The organism is Bernardetia sp. MNP-M8, assembly GCF_037126285.1.
Taxonomy (GTDB): domain Bacteria; phylum Bacteroidota; class Bacteroidia; order Cytophagales; family Bernardetiaceae; genus Bernardetia.
The window spans coordinates 2226731-2250052 of record NZ_CP147012.1 but is presented as its reverse complement, the minus strand read 5'-3'; the positions used below and the strand labels follow the sequence as shown (position 1 = coordinate 2250052).

Genomic DNA, 23322 nt, shown 5'->3' with positions numbered 1-23322 from the left:
TATTCAGTTCTGAGAACGACGTAGTCCTCAGAGAAGCTAAACTGAACACACAAATCAATATGAACCATTCAAAAATCAAATCAGTATTAAATTCTATTCAAAAACCGATTCATTCAAGAATTGCGCCCACACCTTCTGGATTTTTACACAAAGGTAATGCTTTTTCTTTCCTTTTGACGTGGATTTTGGTAAGAAAAACAGGTGGAACACTTACTTTGCGTATTGATGATATTGATAAGACTAGAAAACGACCAGAGTATTTACAGGATATTTTCGAAACACTTGATTTTTTGGGAATAGATTGGGATAAAGGAGCAAAGACCCCAACTGACTTCGAATCTAATTATTCACAGCATCATTTTTTAGAAATTTATCAAAAAGAAATTGAAATTCTTAAACACAAAAATGCTGTTTTTGAGTGTTTCTGTTCTCGTTCAGAAATTCAACAAAGGAACTTATATAACAAAAATATTTATGATGGCTTTTGCTTAAACTCACTACATACAGAAAATCAAAAAAAGTCTGCTCTTCGAATAAATACAAACTATTTTGATAAAAAAAATATTCTAATCAATGATTGTAATAGAGGTAATTTTGAAATTAATTTAGAAAAGAAAATACCTTTCTTTATTGTACAGAAAAAAGTTCAGAGAGATATAAAACTACCAGCTTATCAAATCACTTCTTTGATAGATGATGTTAGAATGAATATAAATTTTGTAGTCAGAGGTTCAGATTTGATAAACTCAACAGCAGCACAGCTTTTTTTAGCAGAAATTTTAGAAAAAAATTCTTTTTTAGAAATTATATTTTTGCATCATGATTTGATTGAAGATACAGCAGGAAATAAAATTTCTAAATCAGCAGGAAGTAGATATGATTCTTTTTCTGTTAAGTATTTTAGAGAAAATGGAGGAACAAAAGAACAATTTTTAAAACAGTTTTGTGAATGGATAAAGATAGAACCAAAACAAAGTTTACAAACAATTCTAGATTTACTGTAACTGACTCTTTAGAAACAGCCATATAAAGAATTGATTTTCTGAATTAGAATTTTGAAAAAAGATTAGTTATGAGTAATTTGATAAGCAAAAACTTTACTTTTGCTTTGTGATTGCTTTCTGTCTTTTATTTTCCTAAAAATTGCCATTGATTATGACTAAAAATTATTACTTTCTTACTTTTTGCGTCTTTCTTTTTTTCACAAAAATAAGTTTTTCTTATAGTCAGGATAACAATCAAGACAATATAAAAAAAGCGACTCCAGATTCGACTATGAGACATTCTTTTGAGGCAAGTCTGCAAGAGCTTTTAGACGAAGAAGTTGATTATGAAAATTTATGGTCAAACGCACGAGTAATGACAGCTAGTAGAAGTGTAGAGCGTATTGGAACTGCTCCAGCTACAATTTATGTAATTACAGAAGATCAAATTAGACAGCGAGGCTATACATCTTTGGAAGATGTTTTGGGAGACATTCCAGAAATTGAAATCCAACAAAAGGCAAATACTTATACCAATAGTTATTATTCCATTCGTGGAATTGGTGGCAACGAGCGTTTTGTTATTTTGCAAGATGGAATCCGAATTAGTTCAATTACTGGCGTTTTGCATCCTGTTCAACATAATTTTGCAATTTATCATGCCAAACAAATTGAGGTTATTTTAGGACCTGCGTCAGCTCTTTATGGTGCAGATGCCTTTTCAGGAATCATAAATATTATCACCAAAAATGGAGCTGAAATAAAAGGTGCTGAAATAAACTCTTCGTTTGGAAGATTCAATACAGCTGATAATTCATTCGTTGCAGGTGCAGCTATCAAAGATATTTCAGTTATGATTTATGGAAAACAGTATTATTCTGCTGAGCCAAATTTTCCAGAGTTTTATCAAGAAGATTTTGACTGGTATATCAATCGTTATCAAACCAATGGAGAAGTTTTGGCAAGTCAGTTTGTGTCAGATGTAACACGAACAGTAGAGATAGAGCCTTTTGCAATGCCTACACAAGCCTATAATGTGGGCGCAAAAATAAGTGTAGGAGAAAATTTTACAGTTGGTTTTACCCATCACAAACAAATTCATTCTACTTCAGTAGCTAATCGTCCAGAATATACTTTATTCAAAAAAGATATTCGCTATGGTACAAATCTGACAAACATTTATACTTCCTTTCAAAGAACAATAGACAAGTTTTATTTCCGAACAATTGCCTCTTTTAACTCTTTTACAGTAGATGAAGATTCTAATTTTGAAAATGTATATTCTGGTTATCAAAAAGGTTATAAGTATGCCTCAGAAGCAGCTTTTCAGTTTGACCAACAATTTCAATATTATTTTACAGAAAAAACAAATCTTACTGTTGGCGTTCTTTTTCAGAGTTCGAAAGCACTTCCACAAACAGGAGATTTGCCTTTGCCTTATGATGGAAATATACCTGAGTTTTCGACACAACAATATTATATTGGAACAAATGTAACAGATTCTTTAGGAAAAGATTTGACGATTTTTCAAAATTTCTATTGGACACAATATCAAAATTATGGCGTTTATGCACAGTTTAAAACTAGCTTTGCAGACCGTTTGTACATGACTTTAGGAACTCGTTACGACTATAATACTCGCTATCAAGGTGCTTTCAATCCTCGTGTAGGTCTTGTTTTTTCGCCTGATGCAAAATTCAATATCAAACTTTTATATGGACAAGCATTTTTAGCACCTTCTAATCAAAAGACATTTCAACAATTTGGTGATTTTATTCCTACCACAAATGATAACAATCAAATTACTGGTTTTACGTTACCTTTTTATCATCTTCCTAACTCAGAGCTTCGCCCAGAAAGAAATCAAACTTTTGAAGTCAATGCGTCTTATGCTCCAATGACTACTCTTCGTTTTAGTGCTGATATTTATTACAATACACTTACAGATTTGATTACAGATGTTATTCAATCAGGTAAGACATTTAAAGGAATTGAAGTCAGTGCTGCTGAAGTATCCATAAATCAAGGAGATGCTACAACCTATGGAGGAACTTTTCAAGCTATTTATCATCAAACATTTGGAGATTGGAAAGTACATACAAATCTAGCCTATTCCTATTCAGGTGGAGAATTAAATGAAGGACAACTTCCTCTTAGTGCTATGCACACCTTGAGGTTGATAGGTGAGTTTTCTTATAAGAATTTTGATGTTACACCATCTATTTTGTATAGAAGTACAAGTTATCACACAACTTTTAAAGATGATGCAGGAAATGCGCTTGGAAATGAGCCTTTTTGGGTGGCTTCTTTATATGCAGGTTATCACATCAAAGATAACTTTACTATTTTTACTCGTTTCAGAAATTTATTAGATACTCGTTATTACAATACGTCTGTTCCTAATGTAACTACTTTTGTAGGCGTTCCACAAGATCCTTTGAGATGGAATGTTGGAATTAATTGGAAGTTTTGAAAATAAATTTAGAAGGTAGAATTATTTTTCTTTTTTAGCTATACTAACTTTAAATTCTAAACTTTACCTTTGTATTTACTTCTAGGTTCTGATTTAATAAACTCTGACTTTTTTCCATGATAGACAAAATTATTCCTTTCGATACAGGATTATTACTAACCATTATTTTGATTCTCATTGTTTCAGGGGTTACTTCTCGTTTGGCAAAATCAGCTATCAATAAGCATTTGCGAAATATTGCAGACTCTCAAGAATCAAAAGACTATGATAATGCGACTCGCCTTCGTTTTTTCAAAAATGGCGTAAATTTTATTATTGTCATTTTGGCTATTTTATTTATCACTTATACTATTCCTTCATTACGTGCATTAGCTGTTACGCTTTTTGCTGGGGCTGGGATTTTTGCTGCTTTTATTGCTTTTGCTTCTCAAAAAGCATTTAGTAATATTGTGAGTGGAATTTTCATTGTTTGGTTTAAACCCTTTAGAGTCGGAGATATTGTAGTTGTGGGAACTTACTTTGGAGTGGTAGAAGACATTACACTTCGTCATACTGTCATAAAAGGACTTGAAAACAAACGTATTATTATTCCTAATTCCAATATTAGTAGTGATGTAATTGTTAACTCTACTATAGAAGACCCCACCATTCAACGTTTCGTAGAAATTTGGATTACCTATGATACTGATTTGAGAAAAGCAATATCTATAATGGAAGAAGAATCTATGAAACACCCTGATATGATAGATGGAAGAACATTAGAAGAAAAAATAAAGGGAGAACCTGTTGTTTTGGTAAGAACTACTGGAATGGATGAGAGAGGAATAAAAATAAGAGCAAGCGTTTGGGCAAAAGATCTTTCAACTTCTTTTGATATGTATTGCGACTTGATTAGAGATATAAAATACCGTTTTGATGAAGAAGGAATAAAAATAGGCGTTCCTCATCGTCATTTAAGCCAAAGTTTCAATTCAGAAGTAGAACCTTCTAAATCTCAACAAAACGGGTCAGAAAGTTCAGAAAAGCAGTAAATCAAACAATTTGAAGTAGAGCTTGTTAATAGTCTAGAAAACAGCTAAAAGAGAAGTTAAAAAAAGTAACATCGATTTTTTGGCATTAAATTTTCATATATCATATTGATTGCGTAATAGACACAGTCATTTTGACATATTAAAAATCTACTTTTCACAGATAAAACAATCAAAAATGTCAATTTGTCATTTTTTTATTACAAAATAGCTTAAAAGCATTTTGGTTCATAATTTGAATAATATAAGTCAAATGTAACTACGAATAATATAATTATTTATTAGTAGTCACATTTATTTAAAGAATCTTTTTATAATTTATTCCTTAATCACTTAAATTTTTATTATTATGACACTTATAAAATATAGACCTAGCAATTCTTTTTTGCCTAACTCTTTTGCAGAGTTTTTTGACCAAGATTTCCTTTCAAATGGAATGACTAAATTTGGTTCAGAACTTTCATTACCAGCCGTTAACATCAGTGAAAATGAAAACGAACATTTAATTGAAGTTTCGGCAGCAGGTTTTGAAAAAGACCAATTTAATGTTGAAATAGAAGATAATAAACTTACTATTTCAGCAGAAATGAAAGAGGAAAAAGAAGAAAAATCAAATGAAGATTCAGATAATAAAAAATCTGATAATACAGCAAAAGAATCAAAAAGACAGAACTATTACACTCGTCGTGAGTTCCGTTCTTCTTCTTTCAAACGTTCATTTACACTTCCTAAAAATGTAGATGGCGAAAATATTGCAGCTTCTTATCAAAACGGAATTTTAAAACTCGTTTTACCAAAGAAAGCTGAAGTAGTTAACAAGAAAAAAGTAAGTATTGCATAAATTTGTTGAGAAAATTACCAATAAGTAGAAATACTAGAAAATATATAGACATTAGAAAATACTAAAAATATTTAAGATCAACAGTAGTTAAGTTGTGAAATCCAAAAGAACCGTTTCCTTGAAACGGTTTTTTTGTTCGATTTTTGTTCGAATAGCCCTAAACAAATAGCCTTTGTTTTTGTAATCTTTATTATTGTTCTCACAAAAAACACATTTCAAATGACTTTAGAAGAAGCTCAAAAAACAGTTGATGATTGGATAAACCAATTTGGAATACGATATTTTAATGAACTTACCAATATGGCAATGCTGACCGAAGAAGTTGGAGAAGTGGCTAGAATAATTGCACGAAAATATGGTGAGCAGTCTTTCAAAGAGTCTGATAAAGACAAAGAGCTTTCTGATGAACTAGCTGATGTTCTTTTTGTGGTTATTTGTTTGGCAAACCAAACAGGCGTAAATTTGACCGAAGCATTACAGAAAAATTTGGACAAAAAAACACAACGAGATAGTACAAGACACAAGGAAAACAAAAAATTGCAATAGTTCAAAATTACTCTCTAATCAAATAATTACTTTAATTACCTATCAATAATTTAATTTTATGAATCGCTTTCTAGCGAATTTTTCAACATTTTTTTTATTATCCTTCATTTATAAATATATTTCTAAACCCAAGTTTGAGAAAGTATATTGTTATGTATTATGGTTTCTGACTTTCTATTTCTTGACTTCCTCTCTGTCTGCACAAGAGCTTTTTCTGACAGCCAAATACAATGAAAATGGAACTGCTGACCCAAATTATACTAGTAACGAATGGAAAATTGATGCCATTGAAGGTAGTTTTTTGTATGTTTTGTTTAGAAGTGAAAAGCAGATTACTGATCCAAAACTATATCTTTTTATAGATAAAAAAGTAGTTTCTAAGCAAGAGAATGAGACAACATCTAGCTTTGAAGAGTATGACAACAAAAAGATTTATATCAATAAAAAACGAAATTGGGCAGTTCTTCAATATACTTTTTTACAAGCAGGAGTTTATAAAATTTCGATTGCAGATGCTGATAAAAAAATCATTATTTCTAAGGAAATAACAATTAGTTATAAATCAAAAATTTTATTTAGTAATGATTTAAACCAACAGAAGTATCCTATTTCACATCAAAAAACCTTCAAATTAGAGAAGGCAAAAGAAGGAATTTATATTTTTATAAAAGATGAAACTCCCTTTAATTCGCAATCCTTAAAAGTTGTAATTGAAAAACAAAATGAAGAAGGAATCTATCAAAAATATACAGAAGAAACTTTTTTTATAGATAAACAACTGCGTTTTTCATTTTTTGAGCAAGCCTTTGAGCTAAAAGGAACTTATCGTATTTCTATCTTTAAAGAGGAAGAACAACTTTTAGCTGTGGGTTTTTTGAATATTGTATAAACTCTTAAATGTCAAAAAAACCGTCAATAAACTAATTATTAACGGTTAATATTTATTTTTCTTAAATAATTAAGCCATTTCTGACTCAAATATTTTGTATTCGTAGAATTCCATAATCAAATTAGCTAATAATTTTTTACATGCCAGTTCTACTTTTTGTTCGGCTTCTGCTTTATCAGTTGCTTCAATTTCCAACTGAATATGTTTTCCGATACGTACATCATGTACTTCTTTTAATCCCAAATTATCCAAGCCTAGTTTTACAGCTTTTCCTTGTGGATCTAAGATTTCTTTGAGTGGCATTACGTCAATTTCTGCTCTGAATTTCATAGTTTTATGTAATTTTGAGTGAGGTTAATTATTGATGAATAAGGTTGAATCAGCAATGTTTGTACAAAACCATTTATGACAACAAATATACGACTAAGTTAATAACTTACCTTTTTTTCATAGATTAAAATAAACCTAATTAAACACCTAAAAGTAATTTTACGTAAAATTACTCTATGACATACACACATACTATCAGTTCAGAAACTCATCAAGATTTTTTGAACCAAGACAGAACTGACCCCATTACAGGCGAAAAAATAGAAGAAGGACATACTATCGTAATTTGTGCAGCCTGCAAATCTGCTTTTTTTATAGAAAGTTGGCAATATCTTAATGAATCACATTGTGAACAGTTTGATACACTCAAAGAAATTCCTATTTCAAAAAATTTATTTTTAGAAGCTAAACCAATGGAGTTTTTGAATTTTGGTTTTGCCTATCGTCCTATGTATGTTCCCGATAGTGGTTTAAAGGTTTTAGGTTTTTTAATGTTAGTAGTTTCTCCTATTTTATTTCCCATTGTAGGAATAGCATTGGGTTGGGCTATAGCTATTTTATTTTTCTTATCTGTGATAGGTTTTATTGGTTGGATAGAATGGCATAATGGCAAACCTTTAAAACTGAAAAATCCAACAAGAAAACAAATAGAGAATACAAAATCACATCTAAATATTGGAGTAAATCTAAAAAAACAAGGAATAGTTATAAAGGAAAAAGATAATAAAGAAAAATTAATTCTATTTGAAAATATAAACGAATTGAAGTATTTTATTAATTATCATCCTACTCAAGATCTTAGTTCAAAATTATTTTGTCAATTAAAATTAAGAATAGAGGGCTACACAGTAATAACTTACTACGCTACTATTCATAAAGAAACTATTCCAGAGTGGAGTAAATTTATTTCCCAACTTCCCTATAATCTAAGAGTAATTAATACAGATTTTTAAATTATACAAAAAAGAAATTAATTTGAAGGAGTATAAATTAATATTTATTAACAATTACAGGAGTTTTTTTATACCTAAAACAAAAAAATATTTGCTTATTAAATCACTGAAAATCAACAATTTAAAATAAAAATTTAAAATTAATCGAATTATTTTACAAATATTCTGTAATGATTACCTACTTTTTGACATTAAGTAGTAACAAGGGGATATATAAGTCCTTCGTTTGGAGATATTATTATTTCAAACAGGCAGTAGGTCAGAGAATGTTTCTTTTTTTGTTTGAGGAAAATTTTAAGGGGACGAGTACTCAAATAAATTGAATATCAGTATTTAATTAAATGAAAAAGAAACGTATGCAGAAGTAAGGGGAATACTGCTGTATACATTAAATTTCTCTGACCTTCTTAATTAAAAAAATCAGAAAATCAATGCTATATATAAACTAACAAAAAATATTTTTAGTTGGTGACATTAAAATCTGTAAAAATCTCATTGTGAAAATTATTATGGGTCAAACCTATCAAAAACGCACTTTTTATGTGAAGGGTGTGTTTTTTTATTGATGGTATGTATACTAAAACAAAAAACACTTATTTTTCTGAAAAAAAATAAGTGTTCTTAAAATGACTTTCTTACTAAATAAAATTCTTACTTCAAATCTTCTACTTCTAACATTGCATTTTCCCATTCAGCAGTTCTTATTTCCAAACTCTTTTTGAGAGAAGCATGTTTTTTAGATAATTTTTCAGCTTTTTCTGGGTTTTCGTAAGTGCTTGGTAAGGCAAGTTCTTTCTCCAATTCTTTAATTTCGGTTTCCAATTTATTGACTTCTTTCTCTACATTTTCAAGATTGCGTTCAGCTTGACGAACCTTTCTTTGAAGTTCTTTTTGCTCTTCTTGTGAAAGATGTTGATTATTTTGTTTACTATTTTTGTACTCTTCTTGTTTTGCCTGTTTTTCTTCTTTAGCTTTCTTTGCTTCTAAGCTAGTTGATTTATTTTCTTTTTCTTCTGCATCTCGTAGCTGTTTCCAATACTTAAACTCGTCATACGTGCCAGGATATTCTTTGATTTTGCCTTCTTCAATCCACCAAATTTTATTTGCTATACTTTGGATAAAATGACGATTGTGAGAAACAACAATACAAGTTCCTTCGTAATTATTGACAGCTTCTATCAAAATATCTACAGACTTCATGTCCAAGTGGTTGGTAGGCTCATCTAGCAAAAGAAAGTTTGCTTCTGAAAGCAACATTTTTGCAAGGGCAACTCTTGATTTTTCACCACCCGAAAGAATACGTATTTTTTTATAAATATCATCTCCAGCAAATAAGAAACAACCCAAAACAGCTCTCAACTCTGCTTCTGTTCGGTCTGCTCCTGCGCTGCGAAGTTCTTCTAAAAGGTCATTATCTAAATGTAAAGCTTCTAATTGATGCTGTGCATAAAAAGACTGTCTTACGTGGTGTCCTTCTTTGAGTTCTCCAGAGTTATAGCTTTCTGCATCTGCGAGCATTCTCAAAACGGTAGATTTTCCTTTTCCATTTGCACCAATTAAGGCAATTTTGTCGCCTCTTTCTATCATGGCTTCGGCTTCGTTTAAGATTTGAAGTTGTCCATAACTTTTAGACACATGGTCTAATTCGGCTACTATTTTTCCAGATGGCTTTTGGAAGGTAAAACGCATTCTCATTGTCGGAGCATCAGATTCTACAGCTTCAATTCGTTCTACTTTATCTAGTTGTTTTACTCTTGATTGTGCTTGTTTTGCCTTTGATGCTTTTGCTTTAAAACGTTCGATAAAACGTTCTGCTTCTCTTATTTTTTGTTGTTGATTTTCGTAGGCTTTTTGCTGCAAATCTGCTCTCAATGCTTTTTCTTCTCTATAAAAGTCATAATTTCCAGAATAACGAATCAAATCTTGTCCCCAAACCTCAACAATTACATTACAACAATTATTTAAAAAGTCTTGGTCGTGAGAAACAATCATTATCGAACCTTCATAGTTGTTCAAATAACTTTCTAACCATTCAATCGAAGGCAAATCCAAGTGATTGGTAGGCTCATCTAGCATCAAAAGTGCAGGTTTTTGCAATAATAATTTTGCAAGCATGACACGCATACGCCAACCTCCCGAAAACTGAGCAAGTGGTTTTGTAAGTTCAGCTGTTTTGAAGCCCAAACCTTCCAAAATTTCTTCTGCTCTTGCTTGAATAGAATAACCTCCCAACGTTTCAAACTCTGTTTGAAGTGTTGCGAGTTCATCTAAAAGTTTGTCATTATATTCTGTTTCTATCTTGGATAGAATTTTATTGATGCGTGCAGAAAGTTCATTTTCACGAGTAAAAGCCTGCATTGCCACATTGATAATTGGCTCATGACTTTCATAAGAGAGCAAATCTTGATTCAGAAAACCAAGTGTACAGTCTTTAGCCTTGCTAATATCGCCTTCATCAGGCGTATATTCGCCATCGATAAGACGTAAAAGTGTAGATTTGCCAGTTCCATTGGCACCAATAAGACCGATACGTTCTTTAGGTTTAACGTGTAAAGAAGCCTCAAAATAAATAGGGCGATCGGCAAAATAAAACGAGAGATTGTTGATACTAAGCATAATCAGCAAAATTACGATAGTTTCTTGTCAAAACAAAAGGAAAACAACTTGCTAGATTAAATTATTTGATACTTTTGAGGTATTTTGATTCTATTTTTGTTTAAACTTTTATATACTGTAAGTAGTCGTACAAAATTAATAATACATATAACTGATTAGCGAGTGATTTACCTGATTTTTAAGATGAAATGCAAGATAAATACAAATGAAGTTTAGTGAAGCTAAATAATAATATCTTTTTAATACTTATTTAAATTTTATTGTATTATCCTGTAATTATCATAGTAATCATAAAAATCACTTGCTAATAATGTCTTACTACTTACACTACTTTAATCCTCTTATATTTTGAAATACCTCCTTTTTCCTTTTGCCGTTTTATACGATTTGATAACCCAAATCAGAAATTATTTTTACGATAAAAAATGGTTTGAGTCTATCCAGCCTTCTGTTTTTACTATTTCAGTCGGAAACTTGACCGTAGGAGGAACAGGAAAAACGCCACACATAGAATATTTGATTCGATATTTTCTAGAGAAAAATAAAAATGCAGAAAATTATAAATTAACTACCCTTTCAAGAGGATATGGACGAAAAACAAAGGGTTTTGTTTTAGCAAATAAGCAAACAACAGCTTCTGAAATTGGCGACGAACCGATGCAGTTTTATCAAAAATTTGTAGCAAATAATAAATTAGAAAAAGTAAATATTACTGTTTGTGAAAAACGAGTTTTGGGAGCGCAGAAAATTCTTGAGTTATTTCCCCAAACAAAAACAATTTTATTAGATGATGCTTTTCAACATAGAGCCATAAAACCCCATTTTTCGATTTTACTTTCTGATTATAATCGTCCTTTTTATGAAGATTTTTTATTGCCAATGGGAAGAATTAGAGAAAATAGAAAGGGCGCACGACGTGCAAATGTAGTTTTGGTAAGTAAGTGTCCTTTAGATTTAGCAGAAGAAAAAAGAAAATCTATTCGAAATAAAATTAATAATTACACAAAGTCTCTTGTTTTTTTTACGAGTTTTGATTATGATAAACCTATTGATTTATTGAATAATGAAGTTTTGGAATTAGACCTAAAATCGAATACTGATAAAAAATATTCTTTTGGAATCTTGACAGGAATTGCAAATTATCAACCTTTTCAAAAGTATATAGAAAAAACATTTGGAAAAACAGAAAAGAATAAACACTTTCCAGACCATTATAATTATATAGAAAAAGATATTGAGTTTCTGAAAAAATCACATACTATTTGGTTTACCACAGAAAAAGATGCTGTCAAACTTCGTCCATTGTTAGAATCATTTAGTCAAGAAGAACAAAATAAAATTTCTATTTTTTATATTCCTATAAAAGTTGTTTTTTTAGATCAGAATGAAGAAAAACAGTTTCAAAAATTGATACAACAATACTAAAATGCCTATTTATACAGACCAGCTCAATCGTAAAGTAGAAGTAACAGAATTTCCAACACGTATCATTTCACTTGTTCCTTCTCAAACAGAACTTCTTTTTGATTTGGGAATTGGTCAAAATGTTGTTGGAATTACAAAATACTGTATTCATCCTAAAAAAAATGTACAGAAAATAGTTAAAGTTGGAGGAACAAAAGATTTTGATATCGATAAAATAATTGCATTGAATCCTGATTTGATTATTGCCAACAAAGAAGAAAATTATAAGGAGGGAATTGAGCAGTTAGAAAAACAATTTCCTGTTTGGATAAGTGATATAAATGATTTGAAATCCTCTTTTGAAATGATTTCAGAAGTTGGAAAATTGGTAGGAAAGCAAAAAGAAGCTAAAAATTTAGTGCATAAATTGAATCCAGATTTCAAAGAATTAGCAAAAACAGATTCATTACCTGAAAGGTATAAAGTCCTTTATTTTATTTGGAAAGACCCGTTTATGGTGGCAGGGAAAGATACTTTTATTCAAGATATTTTAGAAAGAACAAATTTAGAAAATAGCACAACTGAGAATCGTTATCCTATTCTTGATGAAGAAAAAATAAAAGAATTGAATCCTCAAATTATTTTGCTTTCCTCTGAACCTTATCCTTTTAAAGAAAAACACATTCAAGAATTTGCTCAAATGTTGCCAAATGCCTATATTAGGGTAGTGGATGGCGAACTTTTTTCGTGGTATGGAAGTAGACTAAACTATACTGTAGATTATTTAAAAGAACTACAAAAAGACATTAAATTGCATTTTAGTAAGTTTTAATTAAATTAAAACCGTCTTTTCTCCACTTTTTTCGTTCAAAAACTAATAGTTGGCGTGGTTTGTGTTTTTTATGAAGTACATTGTTACAAAAAAGATTAACAAAGAGATTTTATTCCACTTACTTTTTTCATAAATTACTCTATCAAAATATTATTATTCTTTCCCCAAATCTTATTTATAAAATGACAAAAATGATTCAAAAAATTCAGACAATTATCTTAGCCTCTATTTTTGCTTGCTTTGTAGGAAGTAGTTATGCAACCACTTCGTTTAATGAGTATTACAATTCTATTTTTACCGATTTGAATGCTAAAAGTGAAATTAATGAAGTAAAAGACAATCCTCGTGGTTATTTGGTTCGCAAGGGCGTAAAATACAAATGGGAGTTAGAGCAATCTGCACGTCCAGGGCAATATACTTATTTTGTACACAGAGAAAGAGGAGGAAAATCCAACCTTGTTTATAATACAACAATGGTTGCTATCGACAAACGTAGCTCAACAGGAGAATATATAATTAAAATATTTTATTCTGTAAATAAAGGCTATAAATGGGATATGGATAGAAATACGATGCTTAGAATTACATATAAAAAAGATGGTTCAGTAGATTATCAAGCAACAGGACAGATGTCTAAATTTGAAGATAATGGACACGGACTTTCAGCATCACAGTTCAAACAAAAAACGGATTTAAATCCAAATTTCACTGATACATTTGTACGCCATGCTGCAGCTTCTATTGCTTATGCAATTTACAAATATCCAAAAATGATGAAATTGTAAAAGACCACACGTTTCACTTACTTACAAAAAGGGATTTCTTTAGCTAAAGAAGTCCCTTTTTTTATTTTATAATTTTAACCCAATAGTTTTACTTCTGGATAACGTTCTGCAAAACAAACTTCTTTTCCTTGTATTTGCTTAAAAATAAGTGAACGATTAAGATCTGATAAATCTTTACAGCCTGTTGCAGAAAATAAGGCTAAGAAATCTTTTAGAGTTTCTTCATGATAATTTTTTACTCTTTTATATTTTTCTGAAACTACTAAACCTCCCATTTTTGATGGATCTGAAGTAGCAACTCCTGTCGGACACGTATTCATATGACATTCTAAAGCTTGAATACAACCTAAAGACAACATCATAGCACGAGCTGAGTTACATAAATCTGCACCTAAACAAAGGGCTTTAAATATATCAAATCCATCAACTATTTTACCTGATGTAATCACTCGTATATCTTTTCTCAAATCATATTTTTTGAGTGTATCATCTACAAAGACAAGTGCATTTTCCCAAGGCATTCCAACATGGTCAGAAAAAATAATTGGTGCTGCTCCTGTTCCTCCTTCTGCACCATCTACAGTAATAAAATCAGGTCTTATTCCTGTTTCTACCATTGCTTTGCAAATATCTCCAAATTCCATTTTGCTACCAATACAAAGTTTGAAACCAATAGGCTTACCTTTTGAGAGTTCTCTTAATGTATGTACAAAACGCAATAACCCTTCAGCAGACTGAAATTCTTTATGAGAATTAGGTGATTTTACAACAGTATTAGGTTCTATTCCTCTAATTTTTGCTATTTCTTCCGTATTTTTCTTGGCTGGTAAAACTCCTCCATGACCTGGTTTTGCACCCTGAGATAATTTTATTTCTACCATTTTGAGCTCTGGAAAATCAATGGTTTTGATAAATTCTTCTGCTGAGAAATTTCCTTCTTTATCTCTACAACCAAAATAACCTGTACCAATTTGATAAGTTACATCTCCCCCTTTTCTGTGGTAGTCAGAGATTGCTCCTTCTCCTGTATTGTGGTAGAAATTTCCTTCTTTTGCTCCCAAATTCAAAGATTCAATAGCTCTGCTACTCAAAGAACCATAACTCATCGCTGACACATTTAATAAACTTGCTTCATAAGGTTGTTTGCAATCTTTACCTCCTATTTTTACTCGTGGTGGAGTTTCTAGTTTTTCAGTAGTGTAAATAGAATGTGCTGTCCATTCCATTCCTTCAGTTTGTAAATCATGTTCTGTTCCAAACGGATGGTTATCATTCTCTAGTTTTGCTCTTGAATATACATACTTTCTTTGATTTTTATTGAGTGGTTTTCCATCTGTATCTGATTCTATAAAATACTGATGGATTTCAGGCCCTATACTTTCTAAGATATATCTAAAATGTCCAATTACAGGAAAGTTACGTAGAATAGCATGTTTCTTTTGGTTCAAATCATAAATACCTACTAAAATTATTAAAACCAAAATCCCTATAAGTGTATAAATAGGAAAGAAAAATAATAAATAAGCAGCTATAATAACAAAAAATATAGCTCCTATAAAAACAACAACATGTTTCATTGAGAAAGTAATAAAGATAAAGTTAGATGAGATTTGTTAATTAACAAAGAAACAACCTGTACTAAGATTTGTTTTTTTTGGATTTGATAGATTAATGACTATCTTTTGTGGATAAAACTTAAAACAAAATTATTTAAAATAAAATTCATGAAATTAGCTATCTTATCAGCAAATAAAAATCTTTACTCAACCAAAAGACTTATTGAAGCTGGAGAAAAAAAAGGGCATCAAATGGTAGTTATAGATCACACAAAATGTGATTTAGTAATACAAAAAAAGAAACCAAGTGTCATTTATAAAGGTGAAGAAATGTCTGATATTGATGGTGTAATTCCACGTATTGGTGCTTCTGTCACTTTTTTCGGAACTGCTGTTGTGCGTCAGTTTGAGATGATGAAAATTTTTACTTCTACTGAATCCCAAGCATTAGTTCGTTCAAGAGATAAACTAAGAAGTCTTCAAATTTTGGCTAGAGCTGGTCTTGATTTACCAAAAACAGTTTTTAGTAATTATTCAAAAGATGTCACAAGTGTAGTAGATAAAGCAGGTGGTGCACCTTTAGTTATCAAACTTTTGGAAGGAACACAAGGATTAGGAGTAGTTTTGGCAGATAATAGAAATACAGCTGAATCTATGCTAGAAGCATTTAATGGCTTAAAAGCTCGTGTTATTGTGCAGGAATTTATCAAAGAAGCAGGAGGAGCAGATATTCGTGTATTTATTGTTGATGGTGTTGTGGTAGGTGCAATGAAACGACAAGGAAAAGAGGGCGAATTTCGTTCGAATCTTCACAGAGGAGGAAGTGCAAATGTTATCGAACTAACAGACCAAGAAGAAAATGCAGCCTTAAAAGCTGCCAAAGTATTAGGTTTAGGAGTTGCTGGTGTGGATATGTTGCAATCTGCAAGAGGACCTCTTATCTTGGAAGTAAATTCTTCTCCTGGATTAGAAGGAATTGAAGCAGCAACAGGAAAAGATATTGCAACAGCAATAATAAAATATATAGAACGTAATGTAGAATAAAGAAGATTTTTCATTTATAGAGTCATAAAAAAATGGTTAATGAAGAACATTTGTTCTTTCATTAACCATTTTTTATAGTACAAATTATTATTTCTCCTCTTTTACTTCAGGATATTTGTAACCATACTCTTCTGTAATTTTTTCTTTAGAAATTTCTTCTACTTTGAAATTAACTACAATTTTCTCTACAGGACGGTCAGGATATTGTGTTGTTTGTTGTGCCACTTTATCAATTACATCAAATCCATCAATGACTTGTCCGAAAACGGTATATTGTCCGTCAAGGTGATTTGCTCCATTGTCTTTCTCTACAATATAAAACTGTGAACCACTAGATTCTCTTTTTGGGTTTACATTATCTCCCATTCTTGCTGCTGCAACTGCACCTTTACGGTGTGGATGATTATCTTTGATTTCGGCTGGAATTGTATAACCAGGACCACCTGTTCCATATTCTCTAGGGTCTTTTGACTCATCTTTTGTAAATGGGTCTCCTCCCTGAATCATAAATCCTTTGATTACTCGGTGGAAAATTGTTCCATCATAAGTTCCATTTTCTACTAATTTGATAAAGTTTTCTTTGTGAAGTGGTGTGTCATCAAAAAGGATAAGTTTCATATCACCAAATTTTGTAGTAAGGGTTACTACTTGGTCTTTGTCTGGGCTACATTTGCTGCTCATAAGTGTTGAAATTAAAATAAATGAAAATAGTAAACGAATTAAATTATTCTTTTTCATTGTAATAAATGATTTTAGTATGAATTGTTTTTTAGAAAGTCTCAGAACTTTTATAAAATTAGATTTGTAGTTTATACACTAAGTAAAATTTACATTCAAATTTACCACTAAAAATAGTTTCATTAAAATTTACTTTAAAAATGATTGATGTATATGTTCTAAATCCGACACTTGTTTCTAATCGCCCTCAACTTGGAGCTTTTACAGCTATGAAAGGCTTTGAGTTTATGGGAGCAAAAAACATTCTTGTAGATAATATTGTAGGAATGAAAAATTTAAAAAATAACCAAGAAACTGATATAGATAATAAAGAAAATATTGCTGTTGGTGGAATAGGTTTTGTAAAAAGCAGATTAGAATATCTAGGTTATAGCCATAAATTAGAATCAGATTTGGATTACCCTTTTGAACTTAGAAATTATTTAGGAAGAGAAATTTGGACTTCTACCATTGATGAAATCAGCCGAACACTTCCAAATATTTTCATTAAACCAAAAGGAGAAGACAAACAAAAATTCTTTACAGGTTTGGTTATCAATTCTTCAAAAGATTTGATAGGAAAAGGTATTCAAGGACAAAATTATGAAATTTGGTGTTCAGAACTTATCAATCCTGTTGCAGAGTTCAGAGTTTTTGTCAGATATGGAGAAATTTTGGATATACGGAGATACAGAGGCAACTATAATATCAATCCAGATTATAAAATCATTGAAAAGTGTATTCAAGATTTTAGTTCTAGTCCTTTGGCGTATGGAATTGATTTTTGTGTAACTGACAAAGGCAAAACATTACTTTTAGAAGTAAACGACGGTTTTTCATTGGGAGATTATGGACTTAATTTTTTAGATTATGCAAAACTGAATTATACACGTTGGAGCGAATTGGTAGAATGTAAAGATTATTTCAAGTTTTGATAAAAATAAAAGGAGTTTTAAAACAATCAAACTCCTTTTTGAGGAATATTATAAGCGAATGCCAATAAGTGTAATATCATCTCTTTGTTCAGTATTTTCCATGTGATTTTCTAATTCTTTTAAGACAGTTTCTTTCTGTATTTTCATTGATTTAATTTTACTCATAGATTCTAGTAACTCTATTAATCTTCTAGAACCAAATTTCTCTAAATCTTTATCTGCTTGGTCGCTAAAACCATCACTAAACATGTACAAACATTCTCCTTTTTTGAGCTGAATTTTATGGTTTTTAAAAGTACGTTTGTCTTCTCTTTGAATTCCTCCTACAGAGCGTCTATCTCCTTTGATATTCAAAAATTCACCATTTTTTGAATATAATAATGAGCGTTTTGCTGCTGCAGTTTCTATATTTACTAGTTCATTTTTTGTATATTCTACTCTTGCAATAACCATGTCCATGCCATCTCTATTACGTGTGGTGGTTTGTCGGAGTGCTTTTCGAATGGCTTGGTGCAATGCTTCTAAAATCAACGAAGGTTTTGTTATTTCTTTTTGTAAAACCACTTCATTGAGTAATGTATTTCCTATCATAGACATAAATGCCCCTGGAACGCCATGTCCTGTACAATCAATGACAGCAATAAATGTATATCCATTAATTTTTGTTGTCCAATAAAAATCTCCACTTACAATATCTTTGGGCAGAAAAATAAGAAAAGAGTCATCAAAATATGAGTTAAATTCTTTTTGATTTGGAAAAATAGCTTTCTGAATTGTTTCTGCATAACGAATACTTGATGTAATGCGTTCTTGAGAGTGTTTAAGTTCGGTAGTTCGTTCTGTTACAATATGCTCAAGATTTTCATATACTAAAGCATTATCAATTGAAACAGCAATTTGAGCAGAGAGAAGATTAAGTATATTTAATCGTTCTTTATTAAAAATAGTATGTGATTGGTTGTTTTCTAAAAACACTAAAGCTAGTATTTCTCCTTGTTTTATAATTGGCATACAAAGCAAAGACTTAACTTCATTTTTTTGAATATAATTGTCTTGCTTAAAGGTCATATTTTTATGTGCATTGTCTAAAATGAGGGTTTCTTTAGTACGAATTACATAATTAAGAACATTTTTGGGCAAACTTTCATTGTCTGTAACAGATTCTGATTGCATTACTTCTGTAATATTATCAGCTAACGAATAATAGGCATCAATTTGAAATCCTTCCTCTTTTTTCAGAATCAAATATCCTTTTTCAGCTCCTGCATTTTCTACAATAATATGAATCATTTTGGCAAGTAAATTTTCTAATTTTATTTCGCTAGAAATAGCTTGACTTGCCTTTAAAATAGTGTTTAAATCTAATGAATTTCCTATTGATGTTCCCTTTGACGAAGAAGTAGAAGAAATACTAGAAGAGGATTGGATAGTAGGAGATAACAAAAATCCATCTCCATTTCTAGTATCATCAAGAAGTAATCTATATTGTTTCTGACATAGAATTACTTTCTTGGTTGCTCCCCAAATTTTATATAAATAATGTGCTTTCTGAATATAAATACGTGCAAATTCCTTTTTTTCTAAACTCAAATAAAAATTCCCTGCAAGCTCATTTGAAAGAGCTTCATCTTGTACAAACTGATTTTGTTGTGCAGCAAGAATAGCTTTATCATACAAATTCATAGCAGCAAGAATATCTTGTTTGATTTGAGCCAATTGTGCCTCAATTATCAAATACAGATGAGAAAAATTTTCAGGACAGTTCTCTGCCCAAATCTTCATTTGTACTTGATTAGATTCTATTATGTCTAAATATTCTTTTTTCTTGGGATGATCAGGATTTTGGATAATTATACCACACAAAGCCAAGCTATAATTATTATTATGAAACCAATTCCATTCTGAACCAAAAAGAGCTATCATTACAGGTATTGCTTTTTCAGAATGTTCGATGGCTTTTTGATAATCTGCTTGATACAAATACATTCTTGCTTTGAGAGGTTCGTAAATGGCGGCACCAATTGGAAGAGTTTTGAAACCTTCTAAATACGCATTTTCATCAAACTCATCATTATCAAAACTATCAGGACTTTTACTCTGCCCTAACATATTTTTCACAAAAGCATTTACTACTATTCCAAGTTGTGCAGTTCCTTGATTTTTCAAACTATATTGAATAGCCATATTTGTATCTGTTTCAGAAGCCACCTTTTCCAAACTCACTCCTGCCAAAACCTGATGTCTTGCCAAAACACAATGTGCATAAGCTACATATCCATAACTTCCTACAGCTAGACTTGCTTCGAAAGCTGTTTTGAAATAATGAAAACCATTTCTTATAGGTTTTCTGTAATGATGCAAAAAAATTCCTATCAAATGATTTAAAGGTCCTTTAGTACGCAAATCTTCAAATTTTTTATTTAGTTTGAGTGACAATTGTCCTAAATCATAACCCAACTTATAATTTCCCATTCCTGAAGAAACAAAAATCGCATAAGCTGTATAAGCCCAAGCAGTTTCAGCAGTATTTCCATATTTAATACCTAAAGAAACCATTTTAGCAGCCGTCAGTACAACCAAATTCATATCTCCAGACATATAACAAGATGACCAAGTAAGATAAAGTATTTTGAGAGCTTCATCAATTTCTTCATTTTGCATGATAGGAAGATTTTCTAAAAACTCTGTTCCTCCTTTTGCTTCTAAATTAGAATTGATAAAAGCCACTTCATTTTGAAAAAATTCTATTTTTTTATCTTCTTCTCTAGGCAACTCTATATCCAAAATGGCAAGAGCTTTTCGGGCTAACTCTATAGCTTCTACAAACTTAAGCGAACTTTCTAAGAGAATAATCTGAGTACTATAAATCTTAATTGTATCTAATCTAGATTGGGACTTTTCTAGTAATAGATTAAAAATTTCTTCTGCTTCTTCTTTTTTTGCTTTTAAGAATAGACAATCAGCCAATAGACTATATATTTCAAAGGTTTCTTGGTAAGTATTCTTCCAAGCATCCTCTTCTAATAATGAAACAGCTATTTTTAAATAATTAATTGCAGGTAGATAAGCTAATGATTGTTTTGCTTTTTTTGCAGCCCTTAAATTTACCTGAATGAGTTCCTTTTGTTCTTTTTTATCTTGAATTAAACCTCTTGCTTTGTTGTAGTGATTTGCAATATCACAAATCCATTCATTGATATATTTTTGACTTCTTTCATAATAAACGAAACGAGCTATTTTCAGACTTATTTCTTGTTGTTCTTGCTCGTTTATCAGAGAATAAGCTGCTTGTTGGACTCTGTCATGCAAAAAATAAAAAGCAATACGTACTTTTTTTGTTGTTTTATCAAGACCTTTATAACTATCATCTTCTGAACGAATCAATTCTTCTTTAAGAGCTGGAATAAGTTTTTCAACTGTTTCTTTGATTGAATAACCCAAAATATGAGCAAGGATTTGAAGGTCAAATTTTCCTCCAATGCAAGAAGCATATTGCAAAGTTTTTTGAGTTTGTTTGTCTAATTTTTGTATTTTTTGACTCATCAAATCCACTACATTAGAAGTGCTATCTTTTTCTTTTATTTTATCAATATTCCATATCCATTCTTTTTTCTGATGAGAAAACTCTAGTAAGTTTTGATTATAAAGTGACTCTAAAAATTGATTTGTAAAAAATGGATTTCCTTGTGTTTTTTTATAAATTATTTCAGCTAAATAATGGCTAGATTCATTTTGTTGATGGAGTGTTTCGTTTACCAAAACAGAAATATTCTCAAAACTTAATGGTTCTAAAACTATATTAGAAAGGGGAATATTTAGTTTTTCTAATTCTCTTAGTTGAATAGAAAAAGGATGAGAAGCATCTACTTCATTATCTCTATATGTTCCGATGAGCATCAAATGTGTATTGCTTATATCTGTCATCAAAAGCTCTAGTAAACTCAAACTTCCACTATCAGCCCATTGCCAATCATCTATAAAAATAACTAAAGGATGTTCTTGCTTACTAATTGCTTTGACAAAACTTTGAATAACCAAATTAAAACGATTTTGAGATTCACTAGGACTTAATTTAGGAACAGGATTTTGTTTTCCTATTATTAATTCTAATAAAGGAAGAACGTCTGTCAGTACGCTTCCATTGACATCCAAAACCTTTTTTATTTTTCTTGACCATGCTGTTATTCTTGCCTGAGTTTCGGTAAGTATTTGATTTATAAAATTTTTAAAACTCTCAATAATAGCACTATAAGGAACATCACTTTGAAATTGGTCAAACTTTCCTTTTATAAAATAGCCTCTTTTTTGAGTAATTGATTTGTAAAGTTCGTTTACTAACGCTGTTTTTCCAATTCCTGAATACCCCCCTAAAAGAACAAGATAATTTGCACCCAAACTTACTTTATCAAATGTTTTAGTGAGTAGTTGAATTTCTTTTTCTCTTCCATATAGTTTTTCAGGAATTTGAAAAGTAGTTATAAAGTCCTGTTGAGCTAACTCAAAATCAATTATTTCTTTTCCAGTTTCTAGACTATTAAGAATTTTTTCTAAATCTTTTTGTAAGCCAAAAGCTGTTTGATAACGTGCTTCTGCATTTTTGTATAGTAATTTTTCCAATACCTTAGAAAGCATCAAAGGGATTTTTGGATTTTTTTCGTGTGCAGGTGTAGGAGTAAGTGCAATATGTGAGTGTATAAGCTCCATTATATCAGAAAACTGAAAAGGTAAACCCCTTGTAAAAAGTTCATAAAAGGTAACTCCCAAAGAATATAAATCAGTACGAACATCTATCGAACGGTTTACTCTTCCTGTCTGTTCGGGCGAAATATAGGCTATTGTGCCTTCCATTGTATTGGCTATTTCAGCATTTTTTTTTTGACGTTTGAACTGTGACGCAATCCCAAAATCAATAATATAAATCTGATTATCTTTTCCAATGAGTATATTTTTAGGATTAATATCTTTATGAATGATATTAAACTGATGTACTTCTTGTAAAGCAATTGTTATGGCTATGGCAATATTTAATTTTTCTTCTAAAGAAAGTCCATTGTTTTCTATATATTCTTTCAATGAATAGCCATCTATATAATCTAAAACAAGAACATGTCGGTCATTAATTCGATGCTGACTGATTGCTTTTCGTATTATATTAGATTTTATATTATTTGTGAGGACATACTCTTCATTAAATTTGGCAATATTCTTTAGTGATGGTAGGCTATCACGCAATACTTTGATAGCGATTTTTTTATTTAACTGTTTATGCCAACCTTCATAAACAATTGTAATTTGTCCGACATGTATTTCTTTTATATCTTCTGCAAAGGGAAATAGATTGTCCATATAAATATTTTTTACTAAAAAGAGGATTAGTTTTTCGAAAGTAC

General features: G+C 30.6%; 17 protein-coding genes. 12 read left to right on the top strand and 5 right to left on the bottom strand.

All coding sequences use genetic code 11. The features are described from left to right. Positions 1–59: 59 nt before the first annotated feature. The 6 genes from V9L04_RS09310 (at position 60) to V9L04_RS09285 (ending at position 6760) form a co-directional block, all read left to right on the top strand. Positions 60–1004 (top strand): glutamate--tRNA ligase family protein, encoded by a 945-nt coding sequence (locus V9L04_RS09310; protein ID WP_338793820.1) that lies wholly within the window; start codon positions 60–62, stop codon positions 1002–1004. A 271-nt stretch (positions 1005–1275) separates the two neighbouring features. After that, the gene (locus V9L04_RS09305) at positions 1276–3456 is read left to right on the top strand and encodes a TonB-dependent receptor (RefSeq protein ID WP_338793819.1); all 2181 of its coding nucleotides are present in this window, start codon (positions 1276–1278) and stop codon (positions 3454–3456) included. 116 nt (positions 3457–3572) lie between these two features. Further along, complete coding sequence (locus tag V9L04_RS09300; protein ID WP_338793818.1) at positions 3573–4487, top strand: mechanosensitive ion channel family protein; 915 nt, start codon at positions 3573–3575, stop codon at positions 4485–4487. Positions 4488–4833: 346 nt separating this feature from the next. Further along, positions 4834–5325, top strand: a complete 492-nt coding sequence (locus tag V9L04_RS09295) for an Hsp20/alpha crystallin family protein (RefSeq protein WP_338793817.1) — start codon at positions 4834–4836, stop codon at positions 5323–5325. Between the two features lie 219 nt (positions 5326–5544). Beyond that, entirely contained in the window at positions 5545–5871 is a 327-nt protein-coding gene (locus V9L04_RS09290; RefSeq protein WP_338793816.1) for a nucleotide pyrophosphohydrolase, read from the top strand. A 58-nt stretch (positions 5872–5929) separates the two neighbouring features. Further along, positions 5930–6760 carry a hypothetical protein gene (locus tag V9L04_RS09285; RefSeq protein WP_338793815.1) on the top strand — a complete coding sequence of 277 codons (831 nt, stop codon included), beginning with the start codon at positions 5930–5932 and terminating at the stop codon, positions 6758–6760. Between the two features lie 69 nt (positions 6761–6829). Here V9L04_RS09285 and purS read toward each other — a convergent pair whose 3' ends face one another. Continuing rightward, positions 6830–7090 carry a phosphoribosylformylglycinamidine synthase subunit PurS gene (gene purS, locus V9L04_RS09280; RefSeq protein ID WP_338793814.1) on the bottom strand — a complete coding sequence of 87 codons (261 nt, stop codon included), beginning with the start codon at positions 7088–7090 and terminating at the stop codon, positions 6830–6832. A gap of 176 nt (positions 7091–7266) precedes the next feature. Here purS and V9L04_RS09275 point away from each other — a divergent pair, with 176 nt between their 5' ends. Next, positions 7267–8043 (top strand): hypothetical protein, encoded by a 777-nt coding sequence (locus tag V9L04_RS09275; RefSeq protein WP_338793813.1) that lies wholly within the window; start codon positions 7267–7269, stop codon positions 8041–8043. 651 nt (positions 8044–8694) lie between these two features. On the opposite strand, the gene V9L04_RS09270 is transcribed toward V9L04_RS09275, so the two are convergent. Then, positions 8695–10659, bottom strand: a complete 1965-nt coding sequence (locus V9L04_RS09270; protein WP_338793812.1) for an ABC-F family ATP-binding cassette domain-containing protein — start codon at positions 10657–10659, stop codon at positions 8695–8697. Between the two features lie 348 nt (positions 10660–11007). On the opposite strand from V9L04_RS09270, the gene lpxK reads away from it, so the two are divergent. From lpxK to V9L04_RS09255, 3 genes are all read left to right on the top strand, one after another. Then, complete coding sequence (lpxK, locus tag V9L04_RS09265) at positions 11008–12084, top strand: tetraacyldisaccharide 4'-kinase (protein WP_338793811.1); 1077 nt, start codon at positions 11008–11010, stop codon at positions 12082–12084. A gap of 1 nt (position 12085) precedes the next feature. Beyond that, a complete protein-coding gene (locus tag V9L04_RS09260) occupies positions 12086–12895 on the top strand; it encodes a helical backbone metal receptor (RefSeq protein WP_338793810.1) in 810 nt (269 codons plus the stop codon). 191 nt (positions 12896–13086) lie between these two features. Next, on the top strand, positions 13087–13680 hold the full coding sequence (locus V9L04_RS09255; protein ID WP_338793809.1) for a hypothetical protein: 594 nt from the start codon (positions 13087–13089) through the stop codon (positions 13678–13680). Between the two features lie 74 nt (positions 13681–13754). On the opposite strand, the gene V9L04_RS09250 is transcribed toward V9L04_RS09255, so the two are convergent. Continuing rightward, on the bottom strand, positions 13755–15257 hold the full coding sequence (locus V9L04_RS09250) for an FMN-binding glutamate synthase family protein (RefSeq protein ID WP_338793808.1): 1503 nt from the start codon (positions 15255–15257) through the stop codon (positions 13755–13757). 147 nt (positions 15258–15404) lie between these two features. Here V9L04_RS09250 and rimK point away from each other — a divergent pair, with 147 nt between their 5' ends. Further along, positions 15405–16280 carry a 30S ribosomal protein S6--L-glutamate ligase gene (gene rimK, locus V9L04_RS09245; RefSeq protein ID WP_338793807.1) on the top strand — a complete coding sequence of 292 codons (876 nt, stop codon included), beginning with the start codon at positions 15405–15407 and terminating at the stop codon, positions 16278–16280. 87 nt (positions 16281–16367) lie between these two features. Here the strand turns inward: rimK and V9L04_RS09240 are convergent, their stop codons facing one another. Beyond that, positions 16368–17018: a peptidylprolyl isomerase gene (locus V9L04_RS09240; protein ID WP_338793806.1), complete on the bottom strand. Its 651-nt coding sequence runs from the start codon at positions 17016–17018 to the stop codon at positions 16368–16370. 140 nt (positions 17019–17158) lie between these two features. Between V9L04_RS09240 and V9L04_RS09235 the strand changes: the two genes are divergently transcribed. Then, complete coding sequence (locus V9L04_RS09235; protein WP_338793805.1) at positions 17159–17932, top strand: ATP-grasp domain-containing protein; 774 nt, start codon at positions 17159–17161, stop codon at positions 17930–17932. 48 nt (positions 17933–17980) lie between these two features. On the opposite strand, the gene V9L04_RS09230 is transcribed toward V9L04_RS09235, so the two are convergent. Continuing rightward, positions 17981–23278: an AAA family ATPase gene (locus V9L04_RS09230; protein ID WP_338793804.1), complete on the bottom strand. Its 5298-nt coding sequence runs from the start codon at positions 23276–23278 to the stop codon at positions 17981–17983. Positions 23279–23322: the final 44 nt, after the last annotated feature.